The following is a 24,062-nucleotide window of genomic DNA, read 5'->3' as shown; positions in this document are numbered from 1 at the left end:
GGAGCCGAATCGATGCTGCTCATCCCATGCCCCTGGTGCGGGCCCCGTGACGAGGCCGAATTCCACTACGGCGGCCAGGCGCACGTGCCCTACCCCGAGGACCACGCCGCCCTGACCGACGAGGAATGGGCGCGCTACCTCTTCTTCCGTGACAACCCCAAGGGCCCGTTCGCGGAGCGCTGGAGCCATGCGGCGGGCTGCCGTCGCTGGTTCAACGCCGTGCGCAATACGGCGACGAACGAGATCCTGGCGGTGTATCGCACAGGCGAACCGCGCCCGGAAGAGCGTTGTGGGCAAACCGTTCCGCAGGGCGGAACGGGTCGGCACAACCCACCCACCGGCGCGCACCCGGCGACGAAACCTCAGGTACCCGAGCCCGCAGGCACCGGCACAGGCACCGCCACCCAACCGTTCCGCCTGACCACCGGCGGCCGCCCATCCCGCGCCGAACGCCTCACGTTCACCTTCGACGGCACCACATACGAAGGCTTCCGCGGCGACACCCTCGCCTCCGCCCTCCTCGCCAACGGCATCATCCAGGCCGGCACCAGCATCAAGCTCGGCCGCCCGCGCGGCATTTTCTCCGCCGGTGTCGAGGAGCCCAACGCGGTCGTCCAGATCGAGGAGCCGTTCCCCGAGCCCATGCTGCCCGCGACGGCCGTGGAGTTGTACGACGGGCTCGTCGCGAGCAGCCTCCCCGGACAGGGACGGCTCGCCACCGAACCCGACCCAGCGCGCTACGACGCCGTCCACGCCCACTGCGACGTGCTCGTCGTCGGTGCGGGCCCGGCCGGACTCGCGGCCGCGTCCGCCGCCGCCCGCAGCGGCGCGCGCGTCATCCTCGCCGACGACCAGCCCGAGCCGGGCGGCAGCCTCCTCGGGACGGGCCAACTCCTTGACTGGGCGGCCGAGACCGAGGCCCTGCTCGAAGCCGCACCGGAAACCCGCATGCTGCGCCGCACCACCGTCTTCGGCTACTACGACGACAACCACGTCCTCGCCGTGGAGCGCCGCACCAACCACCTCGGCGGCGAAGCCCCCGAGCACGTCTCCCGCGAGCGTGTCTGGCGCATCCGCGCCCGCCGCGTCGTCCTGGCCACCGGAGCTCACGAGCGCTCGCTGGCCTTCGCCGACAACGACCGGCCCGGCGTCATGCTCGCGGCGTCGGCCCGTACGTACGCCAACCGCTACGGCGTCCTGCCCGGCCGTCGCGCCGTCGTCTTCACCACCAACGACAGCGCCTACGCGGCCGCGCTCGACCTGGCGGGGGCGGGCGTGGACATCGCGGCCGTCGTCGACACCCGACCCGAGCCGGGGGAGTGGGCGCGCCACGCCCAGGACGCCGGGATCGAGGTGCTGAGCGGCCACGCCGTCGTCGGCACCGAGGGCGACCAGCGGCTGTCGGCGGTCACCGTCGCCCCGTACGGAGAGACCGCGGGAGGCCGCGAGTTCACCGCCGACCTGCTGCTGGTCTCCGGCGGCTGGAACCCCGTCGCGCATCTGTTCAGCCAAGCGGGCGGAAAGCTGCGCCACGACGAGACGCTCGGCTCCTTCGTCCCCGACACCTGCCATCAGGCGGTCGAGGTCGCAGGCTCCGCGTCAGGCGTCTTCGATCTGCCCGGCGCCCTCGCCCAGGGCGCGGCCGCGGGGGTCCGCGCGATCGAGGCAGAGGGCTACGAGGCAGGCGAACCCCACCTCCCGGTCGCGGCCGACGAGCGGCAGTCCACGCCCATGCAGGTCTTCGTCGTCCCCGGCCCCGCCGACGCGCCCCGCTTCGTCGACCTCCAGCGTGATGTCACCGTCGACGACCTCGCGCGTGCGACCGGCGCCGGTATGCGATCGGTCGAGCACACCAAGCGCTACACCACCGCAGGCACCGCCAACGATCAGGGCAAGACCTCCGGCGTCCTCGCCAGCGGCACCGTCGCCCAGCTCCTCGGCGTCGACATCTCCGCGCTGGGCACGACGACGTTCCGCCCTCCCTATACCCCCGTCTCCTTCGCCACCCTCGCGGGCCGCGACCGCGGCTCGCTCCACGACCCGGTCCGCGTGACCGCCCTGCACGACTGGCATGTCGACCACGGCGCGCTCTTCGAGAACGTCGGCCAGTGGAAGCGGCCCTGGTACTACCCCCAGGACGGCGAGGACATGAAGTCCGCCGTGCTCCGTGAGTGCCGCGCCGCCCGCGAGGGCGTCGCCTTCATGGACGCCTCCACCCTCGGCAAGATCGACGTGCAGGGGCCGGACGCCGCGGTCTTCCTCGACCGGCTCTACACCAACATGATGAGCACCCTCAAAGTCGGCATGATCCGCTACGGCGTCATGTGCCGCCTCGACGGCATGGTCTTCGACGACGGCACCGTGATCCGCCTCGCCCAGGACCGTTTCCTCGTCACCACCACCACCGGCAACGCGGCCGCCGTCCTGGACTGGATGGAGGAATGGCTGCAGACGGAGTGGCCCGAGCTGCGCGTCCACTGCACCTCCGTCACCGAGCAATGGGCCAACATCGCCCTCGTCGGCCCCCGCTCCCGCGACGTACTGGGCGCCCTGGCACCCGAACTGGCCGTCGCGAACGACGACTTCCCCTTCATGGCGTGGCGCGAGACGACCGTCGCGGACATCCCTGCCCGGGTCTGCCGGATCAGCTTCTCCGGTGAACTGGCCTATGAGATCAATGTGTCGCCGTGGGACGCCCGCGCGCTGTGGGAGGCCCTGTACGAGGCCGGAAGCCCGCTCGGCATCACCCCGTACGGCACCGAGACCATGCATGTCCTGCGCGCCGAGAAGGGCTACCCGATCATCGGCCAGGACACCGACGGCACCGTCACCCCGCAGGACCTCGGCATGAGCTGGGCGGTGTCCAAGAAGAAGCCCGATTTCGTCGGCAAGCGCTCCCACGCACGCGCCGACACCACACGGGGCGACCGCAAGCATCTCGTCGGCCTGCTCCCGGAAGAGCCGGACTCCTTCCTCCCCGAAGGCACCCACCTGGTCGCCGACAGCGTGCTCCCCGCGCCGCCCGTGCCGATGCTCGGTCATGTCACCTCCAGCTACCACAGCGCTGCGCTCGGCCGGACCTTCGCACTCGCCCTGATCAAGGGCGGCCGGGACCGCATCGGCGAGCGGCTCTACGCACCTGTGGGCGACCGTCTGGTCCCGGTGACCGTCGCAAGTCCCGTCCTCTACGACCCCGAGGGAGCCCGCCGCGATGGCTGACACCGCAACCCGCCACAGCCCCCTGGCGCACGCCGCCGGCCGCTTCGCCGCCGCCACGCGCGCCTCGGGCGGCGACCTGCGCCTGGCCGAACTTCCCTTCCTCACCCAGCTCAACGTCCGCCTCGACCCCAAAGGCCCGGCCGCTGATGCCGTAGGACTCGCTCTGGGCCTCCAACTGCCCCTCGAGCCCAACACCGTTGTACGCGCCGGTCACCTGGTCGCCCTCTGGCTCGGCCCCGACGAATGGCTCGTCGTCGGCCCGCCCGGCACCGGGCCGGGTCTGGAGAACCAGATCCGTGAGGCGGCCGGCGACGAACCGGCATCGGTCACGGACGTGTCCGCCCAACGCACAACGGTGCTCGTCACGGGCCCCCGCGCCCGCGACCTGCTGGCCCACGGCTGCCCGCTGGACCTGCACCCGCGTTCCTTCGGGCCCGGGCGCTCGGCCCAGACCACCCTGGCCCGCGCACAGATCGTGCTTGTCGCACGCGACGAACCCCGGGCCGGGTTCTGGGTGCTGGTCCGGTCGTCGTTCGCCGGGTATCTGGCGGACTGGCTACTGGATGCCGCGTCGGAGTACGTCTGACGAACCCTGTACGGCCGCCCGGGCGGTGTGCGCCCGGGCGGGAAGTGCGCTGTTCCTTCGCAGGAGCGCAGCGCCAAGGGGAGTAAGGGAGTGGAGTGCTGAGCCTGCGTGGCGTTGGCTGAGGATGAGGCCCGCGTCGCGCAGCGCGCGGGTATGGAAGCTGACCGAGCCCGGCGACATGCCCGTGGCCCGCACCAGCTCCGACGATGTCGCACCGGCGACACAACCCGCGAGCATCACCGCGCGGGTGCTGCCGAGCAGCGCCCGCAGTGTCGGCGAGGCCTCGGAGGACCGCGGCTCGTGCGGGCGAGGGTGCTGCAGTGGATACACCAGCACCTGGGGGAGTTGAGCATCGGCGAAAGTGACCGGGTTCTGCCAGCAGAAGTACGACGGAATCAGCAGCAGCCCGCGCCCCTGCAGGTGCACAGCCCGGTCGCTGACGTGGTGGACCACCTCGAGCACGGGCGGACGCCACCTCATCTCCGGCGCGAAACTGCGCAGGAGACCCTCGACCCCGCCCTCCAGCAGCGCCCGGGCACGCACAACCCGCTCCCTGTCGATCAGATCCTGCATGGACTCCTGGTACGGCTCGATCACGGCCCCGTGGTAGGCCCGCAGCGCCTTGACCAGCAGTCCGCGCTCCTCCGTATCGGCCAACCGCAGCAGGGAAGGCTGGTCCGAGCCGGCCTGCTCCACTCTGCTGAGTTCCTGCAGCACCCGCCGGCGCGGAGCTGCCAGTACGGCCTCGAGTCCCGCCTCCAGCCCTTCACTGCTCTGGCTGGGAGTCAGGAAGTCAGGGAAGTAGGAGGCACGTGGACAGGCAGGAATGAGGAGTCTGTGCACGACTACTCCGAGATCGCGCTCGCGTAGCCGGGCTGCCGCCTCACGATGCCACTGGGCGTACGCCCAGCGTCCGCGGCGTGTCTGGAACCGGTGCAGGCTGCACGCTGTCTCCCACATGGGATCAGGAGCTGCAGCCACGCGCGTTCTGGCCAAGTCCAGCTCGGTGAAATGAATTCGGAGCATCGGACTCCCCCCTCCGACCTGCACGATTCAATCCAGATTGCAGAGCCTGATGCATCCGCGGCGGCTTCTGACACGATGCGGACGCTTCGCCCGTGAAGCCAGGGATCCGATGCTTCGAGCCGCAGCTTACTGCTGGTACGCAGTGGCTGGATCCCGGCTTCGCCAGGGAACTCTCGTAGATGAGGACACACATGAAGCAGAAGATCGCAGCGATCCTCGCTGCCTTCGGGCTGGCCGCCGGAATGGTCCTCGTGTCCAGCGGCCCCGCAGCGGCAAGCCCCGTATGCCCCAACTCCATCTGGCTGCCGGGGAAGTACACCGGCCAGTTCATCAACATCCCGGCCGACGCCAATTACAACACCTATTGCCACCTGCAGCGGGGTGCGGGCGGTACAGGAGTGAAGGCGCTGCAACAGTCGATCTATTGGTGCTACTACGTCAGACCCAACGGGGCCTGGGGTTCGGTGTTCAACATCGCACGCGACGGAAGCTACGGACCCAAGACCGAGGCCGCGGTCAGGGCGGTGCAGTCGTTCCACAGCATCTCCGCGGATGGTGTCTACGGCCCGCAGACCCGCAACACGATGCTGCACTTCGGCCAGTTCGAAGCAGGTGATCCCGATACCTGTGACTACTTCAAGGCCTAGGAACCGGCCGGCCCGATCCGGGACGGCAACACCCAACCTGCCGATTTCATCGGAGAGATGATGCGCATGAAGACGACCCGAAAGATCACGGGACTGGTCACGGCGCTGGCTGCGCTCACGGCCATCATGCTGGGCGCTTCTCCGGCCTCGGCCGAGTCCTACAACGGCTGCGCCTGGCCGCGTGTCTGCTTCTACCTCACCCTCAACGACTGGTGGGCCGGCACTCCCACATCCTCGTTCCAGGACGTGACCAGCTACTACCAGAACCTGGGCTCGCGAAGCCGCGGCTCGGACCGGGTCTACAACTCGCGCAACGACGACCGGGTCTGGCTGCGCTACGTCGAAAACAGCACCGGCCAGGTCGGCTACCTGTGCCTCAACCCGAACACGATGGGGATCTTCGAGTCCGGGTACACGGTCACCGGAGTCAAGATCGAGTGGGATCCGACCTGCCCCTGACCGGCATCCCCAGCAACGTGAAAGCGTGAGCTCCCACCCGTTTCGCGTCCCCGCCCCCATCTGCCGTCCGCTTGTTGATGGTTAGTCCGTAGGGTGTCGCAGGTGAGACGACACATGGACTTCGAGCGCCTGCACAACTACCGGGATCTGGGCGGCTATCGCACCCAGGACGGACGTACCGTGCGCTGGGGCCGTCTGTACCGGTCCGACTCGCTCTCCAAGCTCCAGGGAGCCGACTGGGACCGCTTCGTCTCCCTGGGTGTGCGCACAGTAATCGATCTGCGCTACCCGTGGGAGATCGAAGCCAAGGGCCGGGTACCTGAAGCGGGCGGGCTGACCTATCTCAACCTCAGCGTGGAGCACCGCCCTTACGACCAGGCAGAGATCGACCCCGGCCTCGACCCGTGGCGCTTCCTCGCCGACCGGTACGCGGAGGTCGCTCTCGACGGCGCCGAGGAACTCAGGCAGGCGCTTGAGGTCATCGCGTCCGAGAGCGCCCCGCAGGTCTTCCACTGCGCCTCAGGCAAGGACCGCACCGGGCTGCTGGCCGGGTTGGTTCTCTCGCTCCTCGGCGTGGACGAGGACGACATCGCCGCGGACTTCGCACTCACTGAACGGGCCACGGACCGGTTGATCTCGGACTGGAAGGCGGCCAATCCGACCCGGACCCTGAAGTGGCCAGGCTACGGGCGAGCACCGGAAGAGGTCATGCGGCTGTTCCTCTCCGACCTTGCCGCCACGTACGGCTCGGTGCACGACTACGCGATCAAGCACCTCGGCGTGGACGAACCTTTGATCTCCCGGCTACGCGCGCAGCTCCTTGACTAGAGGGGGTCGCCAGCCCCAAATGCAGCCACCCGGTTCAGGCCGCCGGCCGGGCGATCTGGGTGTCCAGTGCGGCACGGAGCCAGTCGTGGGCGGCGCCGGCGGTCGGTTCCGACGGGCCGGACAGTTCGGCGGTGAGCTGCCAGTAGCGGTCGATACGGGGATCGGCGGCGAGCACGCCGCTGAGCTGGTGGCGGAACGCCGGAGCGTCGCGCGTGCCGCTTGAGCGGGCATAGGCGGAGACGAAGCAGTCGAGTGCCTCGCCTGCGTGCGGGGCCCGCTGTGCCCGCAGTTGCGGCGATGCCAGCGCGAAGGCCTCGGCGAGACCGTCGTAGAGCACAGCCGGGCGGTAGCCCTTGCCGGGCTGGTGCGCTGCGGGCTGGCAGGGATCGGTGCCGAGGCAGTCGCCGGAGACGAGGGCGTGCAGCCGGGCGAAGGCCAGTACCTGGGCCGGGGTCGGATCCGCGGGCGGTTGCGGAACCGCCTGTTCGATGACTGCGGAGACCACACGGGCAGGGAGCCGCGGGGGCAGCCAGCGCCGCCAGAAGCGGGCCAGCGCGGCCGTGCTGGGCGGAGCGGACACGGCGCCGATCAGGCGCAGCCGCTCGGCGCGTTCCGCTGGGGCGCAGTCCCGGAGCAGTTGGAGGGCGGCCTCCCGCCAGCGCAGGGCAGCCAGCCGCGAGCCGAGCTCCCGCAGCTGTCCCACGATGACGTCCTCGAGGGCGTCCTCCTCGTCGAGGATCCGGCCCACGTCCGGGACCGGCAGGTCGAGGGTGCGCAGGGAGCGGATCAGGCGGAGCCGGTCGAGTGCCTCGGGGCCGTACCGGCGGTGGCCACCGGTGCTGCGGGCGGCTTCGGGCAGCAAACCGCGGTCCGAGTAGAAGCGGACGGTCTTGACGGTGACGCCCGCATGCTCGGCGAGCTCTCCGATGCTCCACATGGTGTCAGGGGACAAGACTTGAACCTCCCTCAGGGGGAGTTCCTATCGTACCGGCGAGCGCGGACGGCGGCCTGTGCGGCCGGCCCGCGAGGATGGCGACGTACGAGGAGACGTTCATGACGGCATTCATGCTGGTGTCGGGAACCTACACCGGCGGCTGGATATGGCGGGAAGTGGCCGCCAGGCTGCGGGAGTCGGGGGCCGAGGTGCATCCGGTGACGCTCACCGGCATGGGGGAGCGACGTCATCTGGCGGGACCTGACACGGACTTGGAGACGCACATCCAGGATCTCGTGCAGCTGATCGACCAAGTGGATGCGCCGGACGTGGTGATGGCCGGTCACTGCTACGGCATCCACCCGGTGCTCGGGGCCGCCGCCCGGCGCCCGGAGCGGATCGCCCGGATCGTCTACCTGGATGTGGGCATGCCCCAGGACGGCGACCCGGCCCTCAAACTGCTGCCCGACCAGGCGCTCCGCGACCGGCTGCTGCACCCGGCCGAGCAGGCCGAGGACGACTGGCGGATCACCGCGCCGCCACTCGACGAGTGGCAGCGCTTGGGCAGCACCGCCGGGATCCCCGCAGACGCGCTGGAACGGCTGGCCCGCCTTGCCGCACCGCAGCCGGTGGGCACGCTCACCCAGCCCCTCCGACTGTCGGAGGCGGTCTCCGAGCTACCGACGACCGGCGTCCTCTGCACCGCCAACGGTTCGAGCATCGCCATGGTCGAGGCACTGGTGGGACTGGGGGACCCCCGCCTCCAGGCGCTCACCGACCCCCGGGTGAGCTTCTTCGAACTCGACACCGGGCACTGGCCGATGCTCTCCACCCCCGACGAGCTGGCAGGGGTACTGCTCCGAGCCGCCGCCGGAGAAGGGCACCGGCTGGCCGCTGCGGTGAGGGAGGAGCCTGCACACCTTCGGCCTTTCCTCATGGATGTACCGGAGCGGCCTCGCGAGCGGGTGGGACGGGTCGACCTCTACCTGCCTGATGCCGACCGGCCTCGGCCGGCGGTGGTGTTCGTCCATGGCGGCCCGATTCACCCCGGCATGCAGCCGACGCCGCGAGACTGGCCGACCTTTGTCGGCTACGGCCAGTACATGGCGAGTCTGGGAGTCGTCGGTGTGACGCTGGATCACCGGCTGCACGATCTCGCCGACTACGGGCGCGCTGCTGATGATGTCGCCGAAGCGGTCGAGCTCGTACGAGCGGATCCGCGCGTCGACGCCGAACGCGTGGCGCTGTGGTACTTCTCTGCCGGCGGGCTGCTGTCGGCCGACTGGCTCGCGGCGCCCCCGCCCTGGTTGCGATGCGTGGCGGCGACCTATCCCGTGCTCGCGCCGCTGCCCAACTGGGGGCTCGCCGACTCCCGGTTCCGCCCCGCGACCGCAGTGCGTACCGCGGGCCAATTGCCGATCGTGCTGACCCGGGTCGGGCTCGAGCGCGCAGAAATCGCGGTGACGGTCGAGGAATTCCTGACCGCCGCCGAGGACTGCAAAGCCAATATCGAGGTGGTCGACGTGCCGCACGGCCACCACGGGTTCGAGACGATCGACCACACCGAGGGGGCGCGCCACGCGGTGGACCGCGCGGTGCGAACCGTGGTGGAGCACCTGCGGAGCTGAGGGCCGCGGCGCGTGGCGGAGCGGCTCAGGTGTGCCGAGATGTGGAAACGTGCGACGCGTGCATCTTGATCTGAGCGGCCGGACTGCCATCGTCACCGGTTCCAGCCAGGGCATCGGTCTCGCCATCGCGGTCGGTCTTGCGCAGGCCGGTGCCAGGACCGTGCTCACGGGCCGCGGGGACGAGCGTCTGCTGCAGGCTGCCAACCACCTCGCTGGAGCGGCACCGGGGGCTGAAGTGGTCACCGTTCGCTGTGATCTGGCCACGGCCGAGGGGGCTGAGCTGCTGCACGCGGGGGTTCCGGACACGGACATCCTCGTCAACAATCTCGGGATCTTCGGACCGACCCCTGCGCTGGACATCACCGATGAGCAGTGGCGCGAATACTTCGACACCAACGTGCTCAGCGCCGTACGGCTCATCCGCGCGTACCTGCCCGGCATGGCAGAGCGCGGTTGGGGCCGGATCCAGAACATCGCCAGCGACTCGGCGCTCGTGATCCCGGCCGAGATGATCCATTACGGCGTGTCCAAGACGGCCCTGCTGGCGGTCTCGCGCGGCTTTGCGAAGGAGGCCGCCGGCAGCGGCGTGACCGTGAACTCCGTCATCGCGGGCCCCACCCACACCCCGGGCGTCGAGGACTTCGTGTACGAACTGGTCGGCCGGGACAGGTCATGGGACGAGGCGCAGCGGGAGTTCATGCGGCTGTACCGTCCCCAGTCACTGCTGGGGCGGCTGATCGAACCGAATGAGATCGCGCATCTGGTGGTGTACCTCAGTTCACCCCAGGCGTCGGCGACCACAGGTGCGGCGGTCAGGGTCGACGGGGGTTACGTGGACTCCGTCGTCCCGTAGGGCGACGGTGCCGCAGCCGGACAAGCCGACTGGCATGGGTCAGCGGGCGGGATGGTGTGTGAACGCGCCCGGTTCAACAGGTCTGACGGCTGCGGTCTGCTCTCTGCGGTGCCGAAGCACTCCGAGGTGGCTCTCTGCCAGCCGCACGGCCTCCAGGGCAGTGCGCCGCCCCAGGGGGCCCCGAGAGTGTAGGCGGTGTCCTGGAACCTGCGTTTTGCGCTTGCTGGCGGATCAACCATTCGGAGTACGTCAGGATGCGCGGGCCTCCGGGCAGGGATCTGAGGTCGCTGGGGAACGCGTGGATTGCGTGGTGGGGGTACCCGCAACAGTGGGCTCGCTCGTGCGGGCGGGATTGCCTTGAGCTACGAAGGAGGAGTGATGGCTCAGCAGGTTCGCGAGATTATGACCGGTACTCCTGCCGCGGTGGGACCGCAGACGTCGGTGGCGGAGGTGGCACGGCGCATGCGTGAGGAAGACATCGGGGCGGTCATGGTCGTGGAGGACGATCAGCTGCGCGGTCTGGTCACTGATCGGGACCTGGTGGTGCGGGTGCTGGCCGAGGGTAAGAGCGTCGAGGCCACCACCGTGTCGGAGGCGTGCAGCGCCGACCTGGTCGCCGTTTCCCCCGACGACGACATTGACCGCGCCGTGCAGTTGATGAGGGAACAAGCTGTGCGCCGACTACCGGTCGTCGAGAGCGGGCACCCTGTGGGCATCGTGTCCCTCGGTGACCTGGCCATCGAGCGCGACCCCGGCTCCGCGCTCGGCGACATCAGCTCGGCCGAACCCAACCAGTGAGGCCAGAGTGCCGGCCAAGAGCCGGCCGGCAATTGCGAGACCACGACAGGCTTGCCGTGCCCCGGGATCCCGGCCATTGGACCGATTCGTGGACGCACAGCGCAGCAGCCTTGGGATCTCTGAGAAATACCCCCTCGGGGAGCCGGTTCAGGTGTGCAGAATGCTGTTGTGGCCGTCGTGGCCGTCGGCGTCCTGGTCGTCGAACCAGTAGTCGCCGTAGGCGAGGTAGCGGAATCCGTAGCGCTGCTCGCCGGGCAGGGTCACGGTGACGGCTCGGCTGTCGTCGTCTCTCACGGCGAACGGGTGCGTGCCGGGCTGCCAGTCGTTGAAGTCCCCGACGACGCTGACATCGCCCCTGGGTTGGTCCGCGGGGATGACGAACGTGATTTCAGTGTGTCTCTCATGGCGGGCACGCTCCAGCATGGGAAAACCCTTCTTTTTAGAGGCGCAGCGAGGGAGCCAGTGTCCCCAGCCGTTCCCTTGCTGCCGCGCCCGGCTGGGCCGACGGCTGCTCACCGTCATCCGTATGGCCTCGGCCCACGCCACAAGAGAGACCCTCAGAGTCTGATCCCGCATGACGGGCCCCGTCCAGCACGACGGCCGGTTCCGGCTGGGCGTGGGCAGCGGGGAGGCCCTCAACGAGCATGTCCTGGGGGACCGGTGGCCGGAGGCTGCCGTACGCCTGGAGATGCTGGAGGAGGCCGTGCAGGTGATGCGGCTGCTCTTCACGGGCGACCAGGTGAGCCACCGGGGCAAGCACTACACGGTGGAAAACGCCCGTCTGTACACGGTTCCCGACGAGCCAGTACCCGTCGACGTCTCGGCGTTCGGCCCGCAGGCAGTAGAAGTGGCCGGACGGATCGGAGACGGACTGATCACCATGGCTTCTGACGTGGCCTCCGTCGAACGGTTCCGTCGCAGCGGCGGTGGAACCAAGCCAGTCCTCGCGGGCCTCAAGGTCTGCTGGGCCGATGATCGTGAGGATGCCGTCCGCACGGCGCACCGGCTGTGGGCGAACGAACAACTGCCCGGAGAACTGGCTCAGATCCTCCCCACGCCGGCTCACTTCGAGCAGGCCTCGGAACTGGTCACACTCGAGCAGGTCGGATCCCACGTCACGTGCGGCAGCGACGTCGACGCACACGTCGCCGCGGTGAACGAGTACGTCGAAGCAGGTTTTGACACCGTGTACGTCAACCAGATCGGCAAGGAACAGCGCGGGTTCTTCGACTTCTACCGCACAAAGGTCCTGCCGCAGCTGTCGACTTGATCGCCCCGTCGACAGGGGAGGTACTCATGCCCCTGCCATTGCCATCCGGTTCCGAACTCCGTGCATGGCGGCACTGGCGTCGTGGCCGCGACGCCTCGAGGTCCTATCCCTGCCCGTCCCCGGGCCCGCGTATCTCACGAGGTTCCAGCGGCCGGACGGCGGGTCCGTGCAGCACCGAGCCGTCCGTCGCGAAGCGGGAGCCGTGGCAGGGGCACTCCCAGACCCGCTCGGCATCGTTGAACTGCACCAGACAGCCGAGGTGGCTGCACCGCGCGGAGAGCACGCAGGCGTGGCCCGACTCGTCGCGGTACACGGCGCAGCGCCTCCCCTCCAGCCGTACGACCGCTCCGCTGCCCGGAGGGATGTCGTTCACCGAGTCGGCGTGGCTGGTGTGCAGGCGGTCGCCGACAAAGTGCCGGGCGACAGCCGCCTGGAACTTGGCCAGCTCGGCCGTCTCGCTCACCCGGGGCAGCCTCCTTGGGTCGTACAGGTCGGTCCAGGCAGGCCGGGCTCCTCCTGTGATGTGGGCTGCGAGCAGGCGGCCGGCCATCACCCCGTTGCTCATGCCCCAGCCGCCGAAGCCGGTGGCCACGTAGACGTGTTGGGTGCCGGGGTGGGCATGTCCGACGTACGGCAGGTGGTCGCTCGAGTCGTTGTCCTGCGCCGCCCAGCGGTAAGTGCTGTCGGCCTCCGAGAAGCCGGGCATCCGCTCGCGCGCCCAGGTGTCGAGGCGCGCGAACCTTTGCCGTACGTCTCCGGCTCCAGGTTCGAACGATTCGCCAGTGACGATGAGCAGTCGGCGCCCTTCGTCGTAGGGCGCGCTACGCACCGAACGAACCCTGTCCTCAGGACTCAGGTACATGCCCATGGGGGCGGCATCGGACGGCACCGGTGCGGCGATCACCAGCTCCCGTCGGGGCTTGAGCCGGGTGAACAGAAGGGTGCGGTCGAATACGGGGTAGTGCGTCGCGATGACGGCATCGCGTGCCTCGACCGTCGCTCCGCTCTCGGTCGACAACCGGCAGCGGCTGCCGTCGTGGAGCGCGGTGACACGGCTGCGTTCGTGAATGCGACCGCCCGCGGCGACGAACTTCTCCGCCAGGGCAAGCAGAAACTTCCGCGGATGGAACTGGAGCTGGCCCGCCACGCGCACCGCGCCGGACACCGGGAAGGGCAGTTCCGTCTCGGTCACGAAGGAAGCATCGAGCCCGGCCCTCCGGGCCGCCTCCGCCTCGTCCCTGATCTCGCCCGCGCGGTTCGCATCCTCGGCGTACGTGTAGGCCGGGGCGCGCTCCAGGTCGGCGTCGATGTCCAACTGGGCGCAGAGAGTCGCTGTCCGCTCGACTGCGTCCTGCTGCGAGAGCGCATACAACCCCGCTTTGTCGGCGCCGTGCTGCGACTCCAGCCGCGCGTATCCGAGCCCGTGCAGGGACGTCAGTTTGGCTGTGGTGTATCCGGTTACTCCGGCGGCGACCCGGTCCGCCTCCAGGACGACCACGTCCAGGCCGGCCCGGACCAGTTCCCACGCGGTGCACAGGCCGACGATGCCCCCGCCGGTGACGGCGACATCGGCGGTCAGGTCCGTGCCCGCGGGTGGGTAGCCCGTACCGTGAGTGCTGGCCATCCAGTACGACTCGTGGATTGTCCGGCGTTCCGCAGCCATGACTCCCGAGTGCCCGTTCTGCCCTCCGACTAACGGTGGCGTCGACTGGGACCGAGTGCGCGGTGAGTTCGGTGAGCCCGAGATGAAAGCCTTCATGCGCCACACCCGGCTCTGCGCGGACGGCCTTCGACGATCGCTGGAGGAGCTCAAGGAGCTCGACTGCGCTGTACGAATCGCGTTGACGCATTTCGCGCTCGTTCCCGACACCCTCGCTGGGGAACCGCTGGAGATCTTTCCCTTTCTGGGCAGTTACCTGCTGGCCGAGGCCGTGGACGAAGCCGGAGCCGACCTTGCTGTTCACGGCCACGCCCACTTGGGCAGCGAGCACGGGATGACCAGCGGCGGGGTGCGCGTGCGCAACGTCGCCCAACCGGTGATCGGACGTGCCTTCGCCGTGTACCGCCTGCCCGTGCACGCGGCCGGGACGGCGCGGCGGGTCTGAACCGTTCCGGGGCGACAGGAATCGTGGACGATCAGGTGGACGGTGACACCACTGCGTAAACAAAGCCCGTTGGGCCCCAGGCGGTCATTTCCGCCAGGGGCCCCTTTCCCGAATAGCGCAATGACAATCCGTCACTTGTGCTTACGGGCCTTTCCCTTGATTTCCTCCGCCGTCCCCTTCACCTTGTCCTCCACCTCTCCCGCCGCCTGGCGCGTCTTGCCCGCGACGCGCTCAGCCGTTCCCTTCAGACGGAGGTCGTCCTTGTCCGTTGCACGTCCGGCCTTTTCTTTCGCCTCGCCCATGGTTTCCTGGGCCTTGCCGCGTATCTTCTTGCCCTCAGCCATGCGAATCAGCTCCTCGACCGAGTAACGCTTCTCTTACTTCATGCGGCTACCTCGATCGGGATCCCGCAAACGTCTTTCGTCCCTCAACTCTGGCAATGCGGACACCAGACCGTGCGACGCCCGGAAATTCGCTGCGACCGCAATGGTCCGCCGCAGCGCGGGCATTCCGGCTCGCTGCCGTCTCGCCGGCCGGTCTACGACCGGGATCGACAGCATGATGCGCTGACGCCCATCGGGCTCGGCGTGCCGGCGGCGGGAGTCTTCGGGTTCGCCTTCCAGTACGCGGGACGCGACGGCAGAGGTCGCGTGGATTGTGAGGGCCGGTTTCAGCCGCCGGTCTCGGCTACGGCGGTCTCGCTGCGGCCATGGTGCAGAGGATCGCTGTCCGCCTCGTCGGGAGGGGCGATGCGCACGGCGTCGAGGGTTCCCGTCAGGTCCAAGAGCCTCCGCACGCAGGGACTGGTGTCGATCACGGCCATGGTCTGGCCCAACGACAGGGCCTTGTGACAGACGTCCATAAGAACGTGAAGGCCGGAGCAGTCGCAGAAGGACACTCTGCCGAGATCGATTTCGAGACGGGTGGATGCTTGCAGGGCGGCGTCGAGTACCCGGCGCAGGTCTGCTGCGCTGTCCAGGTCTATTTCGCCCACCGCGACCACTCGGGCGCGGCCACCGGCGGCCGGGGTCACGGTGAGTGCGAGGCGGTTCATGAAGGTCGGGCGCGCGGGGCGCGGGTAGGGCTTCTTGGCGCGGCCTGAACGGGAAGCCATGATCATCTCCCTCGGACGGGAAATCCTCTGACCCCATGCTGAGACGTAGAACAAGACACGTCAATAGATACCTGAATTTAATTTCGGGTAGTGCGAAGCCTGTATGGGGGGACGTATGATGGGGGCATGGATGAAACCCCGGCGCCCCGCACGACGTGGACGTTCCTGACCAACCACGCGCGCGTGCTCTCGGCGGTCGCACGTGATCCGTGGATCCGGATCCGCGATCTTGCCAAGAGCCTCGAGCTGACTGAGCGGACCGTCCAAGCGGTTGTCTCCGACCTGGAGGCGGCCGGATACCTGACACACACGCGCGAAGGTCGTCGGAACAAGTACCGCCTGATCGGAGGACAGTTCCGTCATCCAGCGGAAGAGCAGCGGGACATTGCCCCGCTCTTGAAAGTCCTGGCAAACCCGGAGGCAGGCCCCCGCGCCGCCGACGACGACGTGGCCCGGCCGGCAGGGGAGCGTCGCCGCTCCGATGCGGAGAATTCACAAGACCAGGCCTCGTGAAGCCATCATGCGGGGTCAAGCACCCGCGTCCGTCCCGCGCGGCTGGAAGGAAGCAGCAGCGCGCCGGGCGCTGGGCACGCACTCGGTGATTGACCCGAGCGCCGGTGCCACGCGCCCGGCGGTCGTAGCGGCTGTGGTCAGCTGCTGCCGAGCTTGCGCTTGAGCTCAGCTTTGTTCATGGATGACCGGCCGTGAATGTTGCGGCGCTGCGCCTCGGCGTACAGCTGGTCGTACGTAGGCCCCTCGGATCCGCTGTGGGAACGCTTCCCGCCGCGCCGTGACGGCGACATGTCCTGCGTAGAGCTCTTGCTCGCCGTGCGGGACTCTCCCGAGCGGGCGCGCTCCTTGTTGACCGTGCGAGCGGCGATCTCCTCGGCGCGCTTCTTGCTCTCGCCGCGCTCCTGGGCGCTTTCCTTGATGTGCTCGTACTGACGTTCACGCTTGGGACTTGAACCGCGAGGCATGACAACTCCTTAAAGGTGCTGTGTGGAGGACCCCCCTACCACCCTGCGTGCCACCGTGTGCGAGTGCACTACGGACCCGACCGCTCGCGGCGGGCCCGCGGCTGCGCACCATGAGAGTTACCGCATCCCCAGCGAGCAAACACGAGGATCAGCAACCACCACGGCCCGGTATCCCGTGCGCTGTCGTTTCGCCCGGTCCGGACTGGGGACTCGAACAACACAGGTGAGGGGGTCAACGACACGGAGTACCTCATGAGCCCGGAAACAGGACTGCGAGTGGTCGTAACCGGGGCCACCGGAAATTGCGGCACGAGCGTGGTGCGAGCTCTTGGGAGTGATCCGCGGATCGGATCGGTGCTGGGGCTCGCGCGCAGAGTTCCCGAAATGACAGCCCCCAAGACGACATGGGTCCCTGTCGATCTTGCCAGGGGCGCTGACGAGGGCCGGCTGCACGAGCTCTTCACGGGCGCCGACGCGGTGGTTCACCTCGCATGGCGATTCCAGCCGACCCACGATCCGGTGATGACCTGGGAGACGAACGTTCTCGGCTCGCTGAGAGTCTTCGAGACGGTCGCGGCTGCCGGAGTGCCTGCTCTGGTGCACGCCTCGTCGGTGGGCGCGTACGCGCCAGGGCCGAAGACAGGCCAGGGTGTCGACGAATCCTGGCCCACGCACGGCTGGCCGGACGCCGCGTACTGCCGCGAGAAGGCCTATCTCGAACGGGTGCTTGACGCCTATGAGTTGCATCATCCGGAGATCCGTGTGGTGCGTATGCGGCCAGGTTTCCTCTTCAAGGAGGGATCGGCGAGCGAGCAGCGCCGTATCTTCGCAGGCCGCCTCCTGCCGGGTCCACTGGTCCGGCCGGCATTGCTGCCCGTCGTACCTGCCCTCGAAGGTCTGCGCTTCCAGGTACTGCACACCGACGACGCGGCCCAGGCCTACCGCCTCGCCGTGCTGCGCGACGTGCGCGGGGCATTCAACCTGGCAGCCGATCCCGCCGTCGACGCAGTGGTGCTGGGCGAGCTCCTGCAGGCCAAGGTCGTACGTCTGCCCCAGCAGGCAGTGCGGACCGCGCTGTCGGCGGCCTGGCGGCTGCATCTGGTCCCCGCGTCGCCGCATCTGTTCGACGCGGTGTTGCGGCTGCCGCTCCTCGACACGACACGCGCGCGCAGTGAGCTGGACTGGCGGCCCGCCTGGTCGGCTACCGAGGCGATCGAGGAGTTCCTGCGTGGCGTACGTAAGGGCAGCGGGGAGCCAACGCCGCCGCTCGTGGGTCACAAGGTGGGGTGAGCCACTCGTCCGGACGCCCCTGGCGCCCGAGCAGCCTGCGGCGTTCGTCGCCGCCGTCCGAGACGTACGGCGGTCTGCGGCCCCATGCGCTCATGCCCTCGTAAGCAGCGGCCCGAGCGCCGAGGTCGATGTTGAGGTCTTCAGGCTCGAGTCCCTCCCTCAGGACGTCCATCCGGTCTTCCAGGAGCATCAGGGTGAGCCCGATCCTGCCGAGTTGTTGGTGTCAGACATGTCCGGAGGTTTACGGAGACGGGAAGGGGCACTCGGGGGAGGGGATCTCAGGAAAGGACAGGGCCATGGCGATCATTGCCGTGCTCGTTCCGATAGCGATGCTGGGCATCCTCCTCGCACTCGGACGCTATGAAGAACTGCTACTGCCACAGCAGGAGGAGGCGAACGCCGAGGATGCCACCGCTGGCCCCGTGCGGGCGCCGTGACTGCTTTTGAGGGTCGCGGGTACGCGCACTGGTATGACGGTTCACAAGACGAGCGTCCTCGTCCTGGACTGTGCGGAACCCGCCGAGCTGGCGGAGTTCTATGCGGGCCTGTTGGACGCGGACATACGGACCGGGAACGACCCCGACTTCGGACGATCACCGACCGAACCCCCGCCGACGAACGGGTGCGCACCTGCCAGCCGGCAGTGATGCGAAGGGGCGCTGACAACGGGTGCCACAGCGACAGCAAGCCCTCCGATGAAAACATCGTCCGGGGCGAGGACTGATCCGGCGCAAAGACACCCTCTAGCCCTCCACACCGGTGGCACTGTGCGCGGATCCGACGGGTTTGGACTCCGGTGAGCCGCGCTGGCGGAGATACACGGAGAGAATGACCATCGACGCGACTGCCAGCAGCTCCGACTGCCAGTTCTGCAGGGTGCGGTCCCAGAAGTCCGCCGAAGTGACGTACTGGGACCAGCTCAACGGCGCCTGCAGCCCGCGCAGTCGCGCACCGTTGTGGACGATTACGCCCGTGATGGACTGGGCGAGCCAGGACAGCACGAACACGCTGCCCATGACGATGCCCAGCGAGCGGGAGTAGAGGGCCTGGCGCAGGCCGCCGATGTACGCCCACCGGGGCGAGTCCGGCTCGGCGAACGCGCCGACCTTCTGGTCCTTGTCGGACTCGGGTCCCGCCTCGTCGACCTTCATGGATTCCGGCGAGCCACGCTGCACCAGCCAGACCGTACCGAAGATGTAGAGGGAGAACTGCAGATACTCCGACTGCCAGTTCTCCGTGACGTCCACCGCGAATTCGGACGAGGTCAAGTAGGCGCCGAGGCCGATGGGATGCAGGTGGTCGGCGACCAGTTCGTCGTTGAAGCCGGCGTGCCCTGCGAAGGCCTGACCCAGCAGAGCCAAGAGGAACGCACCGCCGAAGCCGAGGGTGAGACTGTTCTCCTTGAGGATGCGGCGCACTGACGTCAACGCTGGGTCGCCCCCACCAGGATGAAGTAGGCCAGACCGCAGTAGACGACCGCCAGACACAGGCCGAACAGCGTCCGCGTCACGACGTCATTCCCCCTTGACAATGCACTTGTACGGCTGACCGCCACGAGGGGCGCAGCCCGCTGCCGTGATCTTCCAGCCGTCCGGAAAGGCGGACAGGAACAACGTGTCGCCGTGCAGTACCACCCGCGCCTGCCGGCCGTACACATCCACCAGCCGGACCGCGCCCGCGTCCGGCAGTTGCGCAGCGGTCACAGCCGCGGGGCATTTCGCCTCTGCGCTGTCCTCGAACTCCTCGAGGGTGCCGGGGGCGAGAGCGGTGCAGGCGGCCACGCCGTCGCTCTTGCGCAGGCTGCTCTCGAACCGCTCCGCAGCACGGGACGCCGCCTGTTCCCGCTCGGCGACGGCGGCACAGCCGGTCAGTGCCATCAGCGCCACTGTGGCCGAGAGGAGGCGAAACGGATTCAGGCACGACAAGCTTCCTCCACTGCCGGTCGGGACTTCGGAGACCGAGAATGCACGGCACGCAGATGACGGCTTCGCCCACTGCCGCCGACACGCACCTCATTCACTCGCCTGCGTCCAAGCACGTGCCCTGAACCCGCCAGCGCGTTTGTTAGTCCGCACGGCGCAGGGGCACTCGTGTCTGGTAGTCGAAAACTCCAGCCCGTCGAGCCAGAAAGGAGAGTCCCGTGAGTGCAGACATCTGGGCCTACCAGTCGACGTCCGGGTATCAGACAGGAATCGATCTGATCGGTTTCAAGGTGGAGGCGACCGATGGCAGCATCGGCAAGATCGACAAGCATTCGGAAGATGTCGGAGCCGCCTATCTCGTCGTCGACACAGGGGTGTGGATTTTCGTCAAGCACGTGCTTCTGCCTGCGGGAACCATCAATCGCATCGACCTCGCCGCGGAAAAGGTCTACGTCGACCGGACCAAGGATGAGATCAAGGACGCCCCCGAGTGGGACGAAGGGAAGTACGCCGGCGATCCCGGCTTCCTCGAACAGTTCGGCAGGTATTACGGGCAAGGCCAGATCTGAGTCGCGCGAGTGATGCGCATGCCCCTCGGATACGTATGCTCTGCACTCTGTGACGTGGGCCGGAGTAGTGGGAGGATAAGTGCACGGCCTGCATCGGCGGTCGGTACATGCTTCTTGGGGCACTCATGAACATCTGGCTCCCATTCCGCCTTTTCGCCGCAACGGCCGTGACCGGGCTGATGCTTACCGCTTGCGGGGGTTCCGGCGGGTCCTCCGACGCGTCGGGATCACCGTCCGCCGCACCCGGGGCGTCTTCGCCGTCGCAGCCGTCGGCCACCCCCGTCCCTTCGGCCCCGTCGCCGACCACACCGCCGGGCACGCAGCCACCGGGCACCCAGCCGCCGGCCACGCCCGCGCCCGGCGTCATTGGGCCCGCGATCGGCTCGGGGCGTCTGCAGCCGCTGTGGCCATTTGCCACGCTCGCCGCCGCCCAGGCGTGGGAGCGTGACTACCACTCCGGCGGACACCAGCCCTGGCATCTCGACCCGGACCAGACCGCACTGTCCTTCACCCAGGGCTATCTGGGCTTCAAGGACATCGGCCGCATCTCCGCGCACACCGTCAGTGGCCGACAGGCCCATATCGGCGTCGCATTGAGCGGGCCCGAGAGCAGCACGGCGGCGGTCATCCACCTCGTGCGGTACGGCACCGGCCCGGACGCCCCATGGGAGGTGGTGGGCACCGATGACGCGACGTTTTCCCTGACCACGCCCGGATACGGGTCGCTGGTGAGCTCCCCGCTGCAGACCGGCGGGCGCATCACCGGAGTCGACGAGGGCATCCGCGTACAGGTGCGCCAGCCGTCGTCCGCGGCGCCGTTGGGCAGCTCGTGTTGTACGTCGGCGGGTGGCAACGCGCAGCCTTGGAAGGTGTCGGTGTCCTTCACCGGCGCCCGTGACCCGGTGCTCACGGTTGTCGCGTCCACTGGCGGTCACATCGCCGAGGTGGAACGGTTCACGGTCACGGCAGTGCGCACCGGCTGACCCGCTGCGTTGCCCGTGTGGCGGGGAACGGGGCCAGCGCGGCACCGCGCGGCGTCGAACACTTCACAGCGGATGCGGCCCAGACCGGCCGGTCTGGGCCCCGGGCCTGGTCAGCTGGTTGGCGGGATGGGCAAGGAGAGGTCGTACGACGTCTCCCTGTCACGCCAGCCGCCGCATATGTATGCCGCCGAGATGGAGGCGGCTCCGGCGCATTCCCAAGTAGCTTCTCGTGAACGGATGTTCGCGCCGTATGCGCGGTTACTCGTGCGTGCTGAGGTCGCTGCTCTTGGGCGCCGTGGTGGGTTCTCCGCGGCGTACGGAGCCGGGGGCACGGGCGGCCGGGTGGTCGGCGCGGGCGGAGGAGCTCAGTTGCCAGGGGACGCTGATGACCATGACGCCGGGGGTGAACAGCAGACGGCTCTTGAGCCACAGGGCGGACTGGTTGTGCAGCACGTTCTCCCACCAGTGGCCGACGACGTATTCGGGGATGAAGACGGCGACCACGTCGCGGGGACTGTCGCGTCTGATGGAGCGGACGTACCCCACAACCGACCCGGTGATTTCGCGGTAGGGGGAGTCGAGGACCGTGAGCGGCACGGGGATCTCGTAGCGCTCCCACTGTTGTTGGAGCGCGGTGGAGGCGTCACGGTCGACCGCGACGGTGAGCGCCTCCAGGTGGTCCGGCCGGAAGGCGCGGGCGTAGGCCAGTGCCCGCAGGGTGGGTTTGTGGATGGTGGAGACCAGCACGATGGCCAGCACCCGGGAGGGCCGGACCATCTCGCTGCGTGGGTCGGTGACGGCGAGTTCGGCGGCGACGGTGTCGTAGTGGCGGCGGATGCCCCGCATCATCACGAACAGCACGATCGCCGCGAGCACCGCGAGCCAGGCGCCCTCGGTGAACTTGGTGGCCAGCACGATGACCAGGACCAGACAGGTGATGACGGCGCCGGTGGCGTTGATGATCCGAGCCAGCTGATGGCGGCGGCGGACCGTGTGATTCCGCTCGGTGCGCAGTTCCCGGTTCCAGTGCCGGACCATGCCGGTCTGGGAGAGCGTGAAGGAGGTGAACACGCCCAGGATGTAGAGGTGGATGAGGCTGGTGACATTCGCCTTGTAGCCCCACAGCAGCAGACCGGCGACGACAGCCAGCGCGAGGATGCCGTTGGAGAACGCGAGCCGGTCGCCGCGGTTGTGCAACTGGCGCGGCAGATAACGGTGCTGGGCGAGGATCGAGGCGAGCAGCGGGAAGCCGTTGAATGCGGTGTTCGCGGCCAGGACAAGGACCAGGGCGGTGGCGGCCTGGATGAAGTAGAAGCCGACACTGTTCTCGCCGCCGAAGACGGACGCCGCCAGCTGCGCGATCACCGTGCGCTGGGTGTAGCCCTCACAGTCGGTCAGCCCCGTCAGCCGGCAGGAGTCGTCGGTGATGTGGACCTTGGCGACGATGGCGAGCGTGGTGACGCCGACGAACATCGTGATGGCGATGATGCCCATCGCGGCCATGGTGGTCGCCGCGTTCTGGGACTTGGGCTTGCGGAAAGCGGGCACACCGTTGGAGATCGCCTCCACGCCGGTCAGTGCCGTACAGCCGCTGGAGAACGCACGCAGGACCAGCATCACCAACGCCAGTCCGGCCAGGTTCGCGTCCCCGGGCGCCGCATTGACGCCGTACGCGGCGCTCTCGGCCACCGGTGCGTCACCCATCAGATAGCGGAACAGTCCCGTGCCGACCATGATCAGCACGCCGCCGATGAACAGATACGTCGGGGCGGCGAACGCCTGGCCCGACTCGCGTACACCGCGCAGGTTGATCGCCGTCAGCAGGGCGACGAAGATCAGCGCCATCAGTACCCGGTAGTCCACCAGGGCGGGCACGGCCGAGATGATGTTGTCCACGCCGGAGGCGACCGAGACGGCCACGGTCATCACGTAGTCGACGAGCAGCGAGGCGGCGACCACCAGCCCGGCGGACGGGCCGAGGTTCGTCGAGGCGACTTCGTAGGACCCGCCGCCGCTCGGATAGGCGTGCACCACCTGGCGATACGACAGCACCACGACGGTCATCAGCGCCACGACGGCGGCCGCGATCCACGGCGTGAAATGCAGGTATGCCAGGCCGCCGAGGGTGAGGACCAGCAGGATCTCCTGGGTGGCATACGCCACCGAGGACAGCGGGTCGGAAGCGAAGATCGGCAGAGCGAGGCGCTTGGGCAGCAGTGTCTCGCCCAACTCCTCGCTGCGCCGTGCCCGGCCGATCACCAGCCGCTTGAGGACCTCGGTCACGTTGACCACGGCGCGAGCGTATGTCGCGTCCCCTGGTCAAAGGCACGACCGAAGGGACCCGGAGGCCATCAAGAACTCGTTAGGGTTCGGAGAGAGTTCGTACAAATGGCGCAACTACATCGGCCTGTCCGTGCTGATCTCCCGCTTCGGGCTGCAGCCGGTCGAGGGCGTGACCGTCCTGGCGTGCCTGTGGCAGCGGCTCCTGCAGAACCAGCGCGGTGCGGCGTCGCGCACGCCGTCCGCCGCGATACGAACGCGGTGATCTGCAGGCTCCGCTTCCGGCTGGACTTGCGTCCGGTTCATGCTCCAGCCCACCTCCGGAGTCGTCCCGCCATTGCAGGCACGGCTGGTGGCGGTGACTCTCGCTGAGCATGCCGGAGCGGCACTCGACACCGCGGGCCCGGTCCTCGACGGCTGACAGTCGCAGGGTCTAGATGACCGGGGTCCAGCCGCGCCGGGCGGGCGCCCGGAAGTGACCGGAAAACGGCGTGGCCGGTGGGCCGTACTCCCTTGTCGGAGTGCGGCCCACCGGTTTCTTCGCAGGTCGGACGGGTGGCGTAAGAGAGCCGTC

Annotated in this window: 24 protein-coding genes and 5 pseudogenes; 17 read left to right on the top strand and 12 right to left on the bottom strand. The window is 68.5% G+C overall.

Features of this window, described 5'->3' with window-relative positions:
- Nucleotides 1-12 precede the first annotated feature (12 nt).
- Both ABZS64_RS13755 and ABZS64_RS13750 read left to right on the top strand, forming a co-directional pair.
- Nucleotides 13-3,219: a sarcosine oxidase subunit alpha family protein gene (locus ABZS64_RS13755; protein WP_355827780.1), complete on the top strand. Its 3,207-nt coding sequence runs from the start codon at nt 13-15 to the stop codon at nt 3,217-3,219.
- Nucleotides 3,212-3,805, top strand: a complete 594-nt coding sequence (locus tag ABZS64_RS13750; protein WP_355827777.1) for a sarcosine oxidase subunit gamma family protein — start codon at nt 3,212-3,214, stop codon at nt 3,803-3,805. The genes ABZS64_RS13755 and ABZS64_RS13750 overlap by 8 nt, the downstream gene beginning before the upstream one ends.
- Here ABZS64_RS13750 and ABZS64_RS13745 read toward each other — a convergent pair.
- Entirely contained in the window at nt 3,776-4,648 is an 873-nt protein-coding gene (locus tag ABZS64_RS13745; protein ID WP_355827774.1) for a helix-turn-helix domain-containing protein, read from the bottom strand. The genes ABZS64_RS13750 and ABZS64_RS13745 overlap by 30 nt on opposite strands.
- Before the next feature lie 374 nt (nt 4,649-5,022).
- Between ABZS64_RS13745 and ABZS64_RS13740 the strand changes: the two genes are divergently transcribed.
- The 3 genes from ABZS64_RS13740 (at nt 5,023) to ABZS64_RS13730 (ending at nt 6,765) form a co-directional block, all read left to right on the top strand.
- The gene (locus ABZS64_RS13740) at nt 5,023-5,478 is read left to right on the top strand and encodes a peptidoglycan-binding domain-containing protein (protein WP_355827771.1); all 456 of its coding nucleotides are present in this window, start codon (nt 5,023-5,025) and stop codon (nt 5,476-5,478) included.
- 66 nt (nt 5,479-5,544) lie between these two features.
- Entirely contained in the window at nt 5,545-5,937 is a 393-nt protein-coding gene (locus ABZS64_RS13735; protein ID WP_355827768.1) for a hypothetical protein, read from the top strand.
- Nucleotides 5,938-6,039: 102 nt separating this feature from the next.
- Nucleotides 6,040-6,765 carry a tyrosine-protein phosphatase gene (locus ABZS64_RS13730; RefSeq protein ID WP_355827765.1) on the top strand — a complete coding sequence of 242 codons (726 nt, stop codon included), beginning with the start codon at nt 6,040-6,042 and terminating at the stop codon, nt 6,763-6,765.
- A gap of 34 nt (nt 6,766-6,799) precedes the next feature.
- Here the strand turns inward: ABZS64_RS13730 and ABZS64_RS13725 are convergent, their stop codons facing one another.
- The gene (locus ABZS64_RS13725; RefSeq protein ID WP_355827966.1) at nt 6,800-7,702 is read right to left on the bottom strand and encodes a MerR family transcriptional regulator; all 903 of its coding nucleotides are present in this window, start codon (nt 7,700-7,702) and stop codon (nt 6,800-6,802) included.
- A gap of 116 nt (nt 7,703-7,818) precedes the next feature.
- Between ABZS64_RS13725 and ABZS64_RS13720 the strand changes: the two genes are divergently transcribed.
- The 3 genes from ABZS64_RS13720 to ABZS64_RS13710 all read left to right on the top strand — a co-directional run bounded on the left by ABZS64_RS13720 (nt 7,819) and on the right by ABZS64_RS13710 (nt 10,978).
- Nucleotides 7,819-9,327 carry an alpha/beta fold hydrolase gene (locus tag ABZS64_RS13720; RefSeq protein ID WP_355827762.1) on the top strand — a complete coding sequence of 503 codons (1,509 nt, stop codon included), beginning with the start codon at nt 7,819-7,821 and terminating at the stop codon, nt 9,325-9,327.
- A gap of 58 nt (nt 9,328-9,385) precedes the next feature.
- Nucleotides 9,386-10,180: an SDR family oxidoreductase gene (locus tag ABZS64_RS13715; RefSeq protein ID WP_355827759.1), complete on the top strand. Its 795-nt coding sequence runs from the start codon at nt 9,386-9,388 to the stop codon at nt 10,178-10,180.
- 378 nt (nt 10,181-10,558) lie between these two features.
- Entirely contained in the window at nt 10,559-10,978 is a 420-nt protein-coding gene (locus ABZS64_RS13710; RefSeq protein WP_355827757.1) for a CBS domain-containing protein, read from the top strand.
- Nucleotides 10,979-11,125: 147 nt separating this feature from the next.
- On the opposite strand, the gene ABZS64_RS13705 is transcribed toward ABZS64_RS13710, so the two are convergent.
- The gene (locus ABZS64_RS13705) at nt 11,126-11,401 is read right to left on the bottom strand and encodes an isoamylase early set domain-containing protein (RefSeq protein ID WP_355827754.1); all 276 of its coding nucleotides are present in this window, start codon (nt 11,399-11,401) and stop codon (nt 11,126-11,128) included.
- Between the two features lie 154 nt (nt 11,402-11,555).
- On the opposite strand from ABZS64_RS13705, the pseudogene ABZS64_RS13700 reads away from it, so the two are divergent.
- A pseudogene (locus ABZS64_RS13700) lies at nt 11,556-12,248 on the top strand (TIGR03557 family F420-dependent LLM class oxidoreductase); the annotation flags it as partial.
- A gap of 103 nt (nt 12,249-12,351) precedes the next feature.
- On the opposite strand, the gene ABZS64_RS13695 reads toward ABZS64_RS13700, so the two are convergent.
- Nucleotides 12,352-13,872 (bottom strand): FAD-dependent oxidoreductase, encoded by a 1,521-nt coding sequence (locus ABZS64_RS13695; RefSeq protein WP_355827751.1) that lies wholly within the window; start codon nt 13,870-13,872, stop codon nt 12,352-12,354.
- A gap of 100 nt (nt 13,873-13,972) precedes the next feature.
- Between ABZS64_RS13695 and ABZS64_RS13690 the strand changes: the two are divergent.
- Nucleotides 13,973-14,353, top strand: a pseudogene (locus tag ABZS64_RS13690) (metallophosphoesterase family protein); the annotation flags it as partial.
- Nucleotides 14,354-14,484: 131 nt separating this feature from the next.
- On the opposite strand, the gene ABZS64_RS13685 reads toward ABZS64_RS13690, so the two are convergent.
- From ABZS64_RS13685 to ABZS64_RS13675, 3 genes and pseudogenes are all read right to left on the bottom strand, one after another.
- Nucleotides 14,485-14,697 carry a CsbD family protein gene (locus ABZS64_RS13685; protein ID WP_355827748.1) on the bottom strand — a complete coding sequence of 71 codons (213 nt, stop codon included), beginning with the start codon at nt 14,695-14,697 and terminating at the stop codon, nt 14,485-14,487.
- An 83-nt stretch (nt 14,698-14,780) separates the two neighbouring features.
- Nucleotides 14,781-14,891: pseudogene (locus tag ABZS64_RS13680) on the bottom strand (zinc finger domain-containing protein); the annotation flags it as partial.
- Nucleotides 14,892-15,023: 132 nt separating this feature from the next.
- Nucleotides 15,024-15,467 (bottom strand): STAS domain-containing protein, encoded by a 444-nt coding sequence (locus tag ABZS64_RS13675; protein ID WP_355827745.1) that lies wholly within the window; start codon nt 15,465-15,467, stop codon nt 15,024-15,026.
- Between the two features lie 126 nt (nt 15,468-15,593).
- On the opposite strand from ABZS64_RS13675, the gene ABZS64_RS13670 reads away from it, so the two are divergent.
- Nucleotides 15,594-15,980 carry a helix-turn-helix domain-containing protein gene (locus tag ABZS64_RS13670; protein WP_355827743.1) on the top strand — a complete coding sequence of 129 codons (387 nt, stop codon included), beginning with the start codon at nt 15,594-15,596 and terminating at the stop codon, nt 15,978-15,980.
- A gap of 137 nt (nt 15,981-16,117) precedes the next feature.
- Here the strand turns inward: ABZS64_RS13670 and ABZS64_RS13665 are convergent, their stop codons facing one another.
- Nucleotides 16,118-16,444: a plasmid stabilization protein gene (locus ABZS64_RS13665; RefSeq protein WP_355827740.1), complete on the bottom strand. Its 327-nt coding sequence runs from the start codon at nt 16,442-16,444 to the stop codon at nt 16,118-16,120.
- A gap of 252 nt (nt 16,445-16,696) precedes the next feature.
- On the opposite strand from ABZS64_RS13665, the gene ABZS64_RS13660 reads away from it, so the two are divergent.
- Nucleotides 16,697-17,734, top strand: coding sequence for an SDR family oxidoreductase (locus ABZS64_RS13660; protein ID WP_355827738.1), 1,038 nt, complete (start codon nt 16,697-16,699; stop codon nt 17,732-17,734).
- A 90-nt stretch (nt 17,735-17,824) separates the two neighbouring features.
- Here the strand turns inward: ABZS64_RS13660 and gvpK are convergent.
- Nucleotides 17,825-17,954: pseudogene (gene gvpK / locus ABZS64_RS13655) on the bottom strand (gas vesicle protein GvpK); the annotation flags it as partial.
- 76 nt (nt 17,955-18,030) lie between these two features.
- On the opposite strand from gvpK, the gene ABZS64_RS13650 reads away from it, so the two are divergent.
- Nucleotides 18,031-18,171 (top strand): hypothetical protein, encoded by a 141-nt coding sequence (locus ABZS64_RS13650; RefSeq protein WP_355827735.1) that lies wholly within the window; start codon nt 18,031-18,033, stop codon nt 18,169-18,171.
- A 33-nt stretch (nt 18,172-18,204) separates the two neighbouring features.
- Nucleotides 18,205-18,321 (top strand): annotated as a pseudogene (locus tag ABZS64_RS13645) (VOC family protein); the annotation flags it as partial.
- A 156-nt stretch (nt 18,322-18,477) separates the two neighbouring features.
- Here ABZS64_RS13645 and ABZS64_RS13640 read toward each other — a convergent pair.
- Together ABZS64_RS13640 and ABZS64_RS13635 are read right to left on the bottom strand one after the other, a co-directional pair.
- Nucleotides 18,478-19,152, bottom strand: coding sequence for a DUF6766 family protein (locus ABZS64_RS13640; RefSeq protein WP_355827732.1), 675 nt, complete (start codon nt 19,150-19,152; stop codon nt 18,478-18,480).
- Nucleotides 19,153-19,248: 96 nt separating this feature from the next.
- Nucleotides 19,249-19,611, bottom strand: a complete 363-nt coding sequence (locus ABZS64_RS13635; protein WP_355827730.1) for a hypothetical protein — start codon at nt 19,609-19,611, stop codon at nt 19,249-19,251.
- A 263-nt stretch (nt 19,612-19,874) separates the two neighbouring features.
- Here ABZS64_RS13635 and ABZS64_RS13630 point away from each other — a divergent pair, with 263 nt between their 5' ends.
- Nucleotides 19,875-20,225 (top strand): PRC-barrel domain-containing protein, encoded by a 351-nt coding sequence (locus tag ABZS64_RS13630; RefSeq protein WP_355827727.1) that lies wholly within the window; start codon nt 19,875-19,877, stop codon nt 20,223-20,225.
- A 125-nt stretch (nt 20,226-20,350) separates the two neighbouring features.
- Complete coding sequence (locus ABZS64_RS13625) at nt 20,351-21,208, top strand: hypothetical protein (RefSeq protein ID WP_355827724.1); 858 nt, start codon at nt 20,351-20,353, stop codon at nt 21,206-21,208.
- 258 nt (nt 21,209-21,466) lie between these two features.
- Here ABZS64_RS13625 and ABZS64_RS13620 read toward each other — a convergent pair whose 3' ends face one another.
- The gene (locus ABZS64_RS13620; protein ID WP_355827721.1) at nt 21,467-23,500 is read right to left on the bottom strand and encodes an APC family permease; all 2,034 of its coding nucleotides are present in this window, start codon (nt 23,498-23,500) and stop codon (nt 21,467-21,469) included.
- Between ABZS64_RS13620 and ABZS64_RS13615 the strand changes: the two genes are divergently transcribed.
- Entirely contained in the window at nt 23,493-23,753 is a 261-nt protein-coding gene (locus tag ABZS64_RS13615; RefSeq protein WP_355827718.1) for a hypothetical protein, read from the top strand. The two genes, ABZS64_RS13620 and ABZS64_RS13615, sit on opposite strands and share 8 nt — an antisense overlap.
- Nucleotides 23,754-24,062: the final 309 nt, after the last annotated feature.

Origin of the sequence: Streptomyces sp. NPDC005408 (assembly GCF_040606445.1) — a bacterium.
In the GTDB taxonomy this organism is placed as follows: domain Bacteria; phylum Actinomycetota; class Actinomycetes; order Streptomycetales; family Streptomycetaceae; genus Streptomyces.
This window is presented reverse-complemented; position numbering and strand designations above follow the sequence as displayed.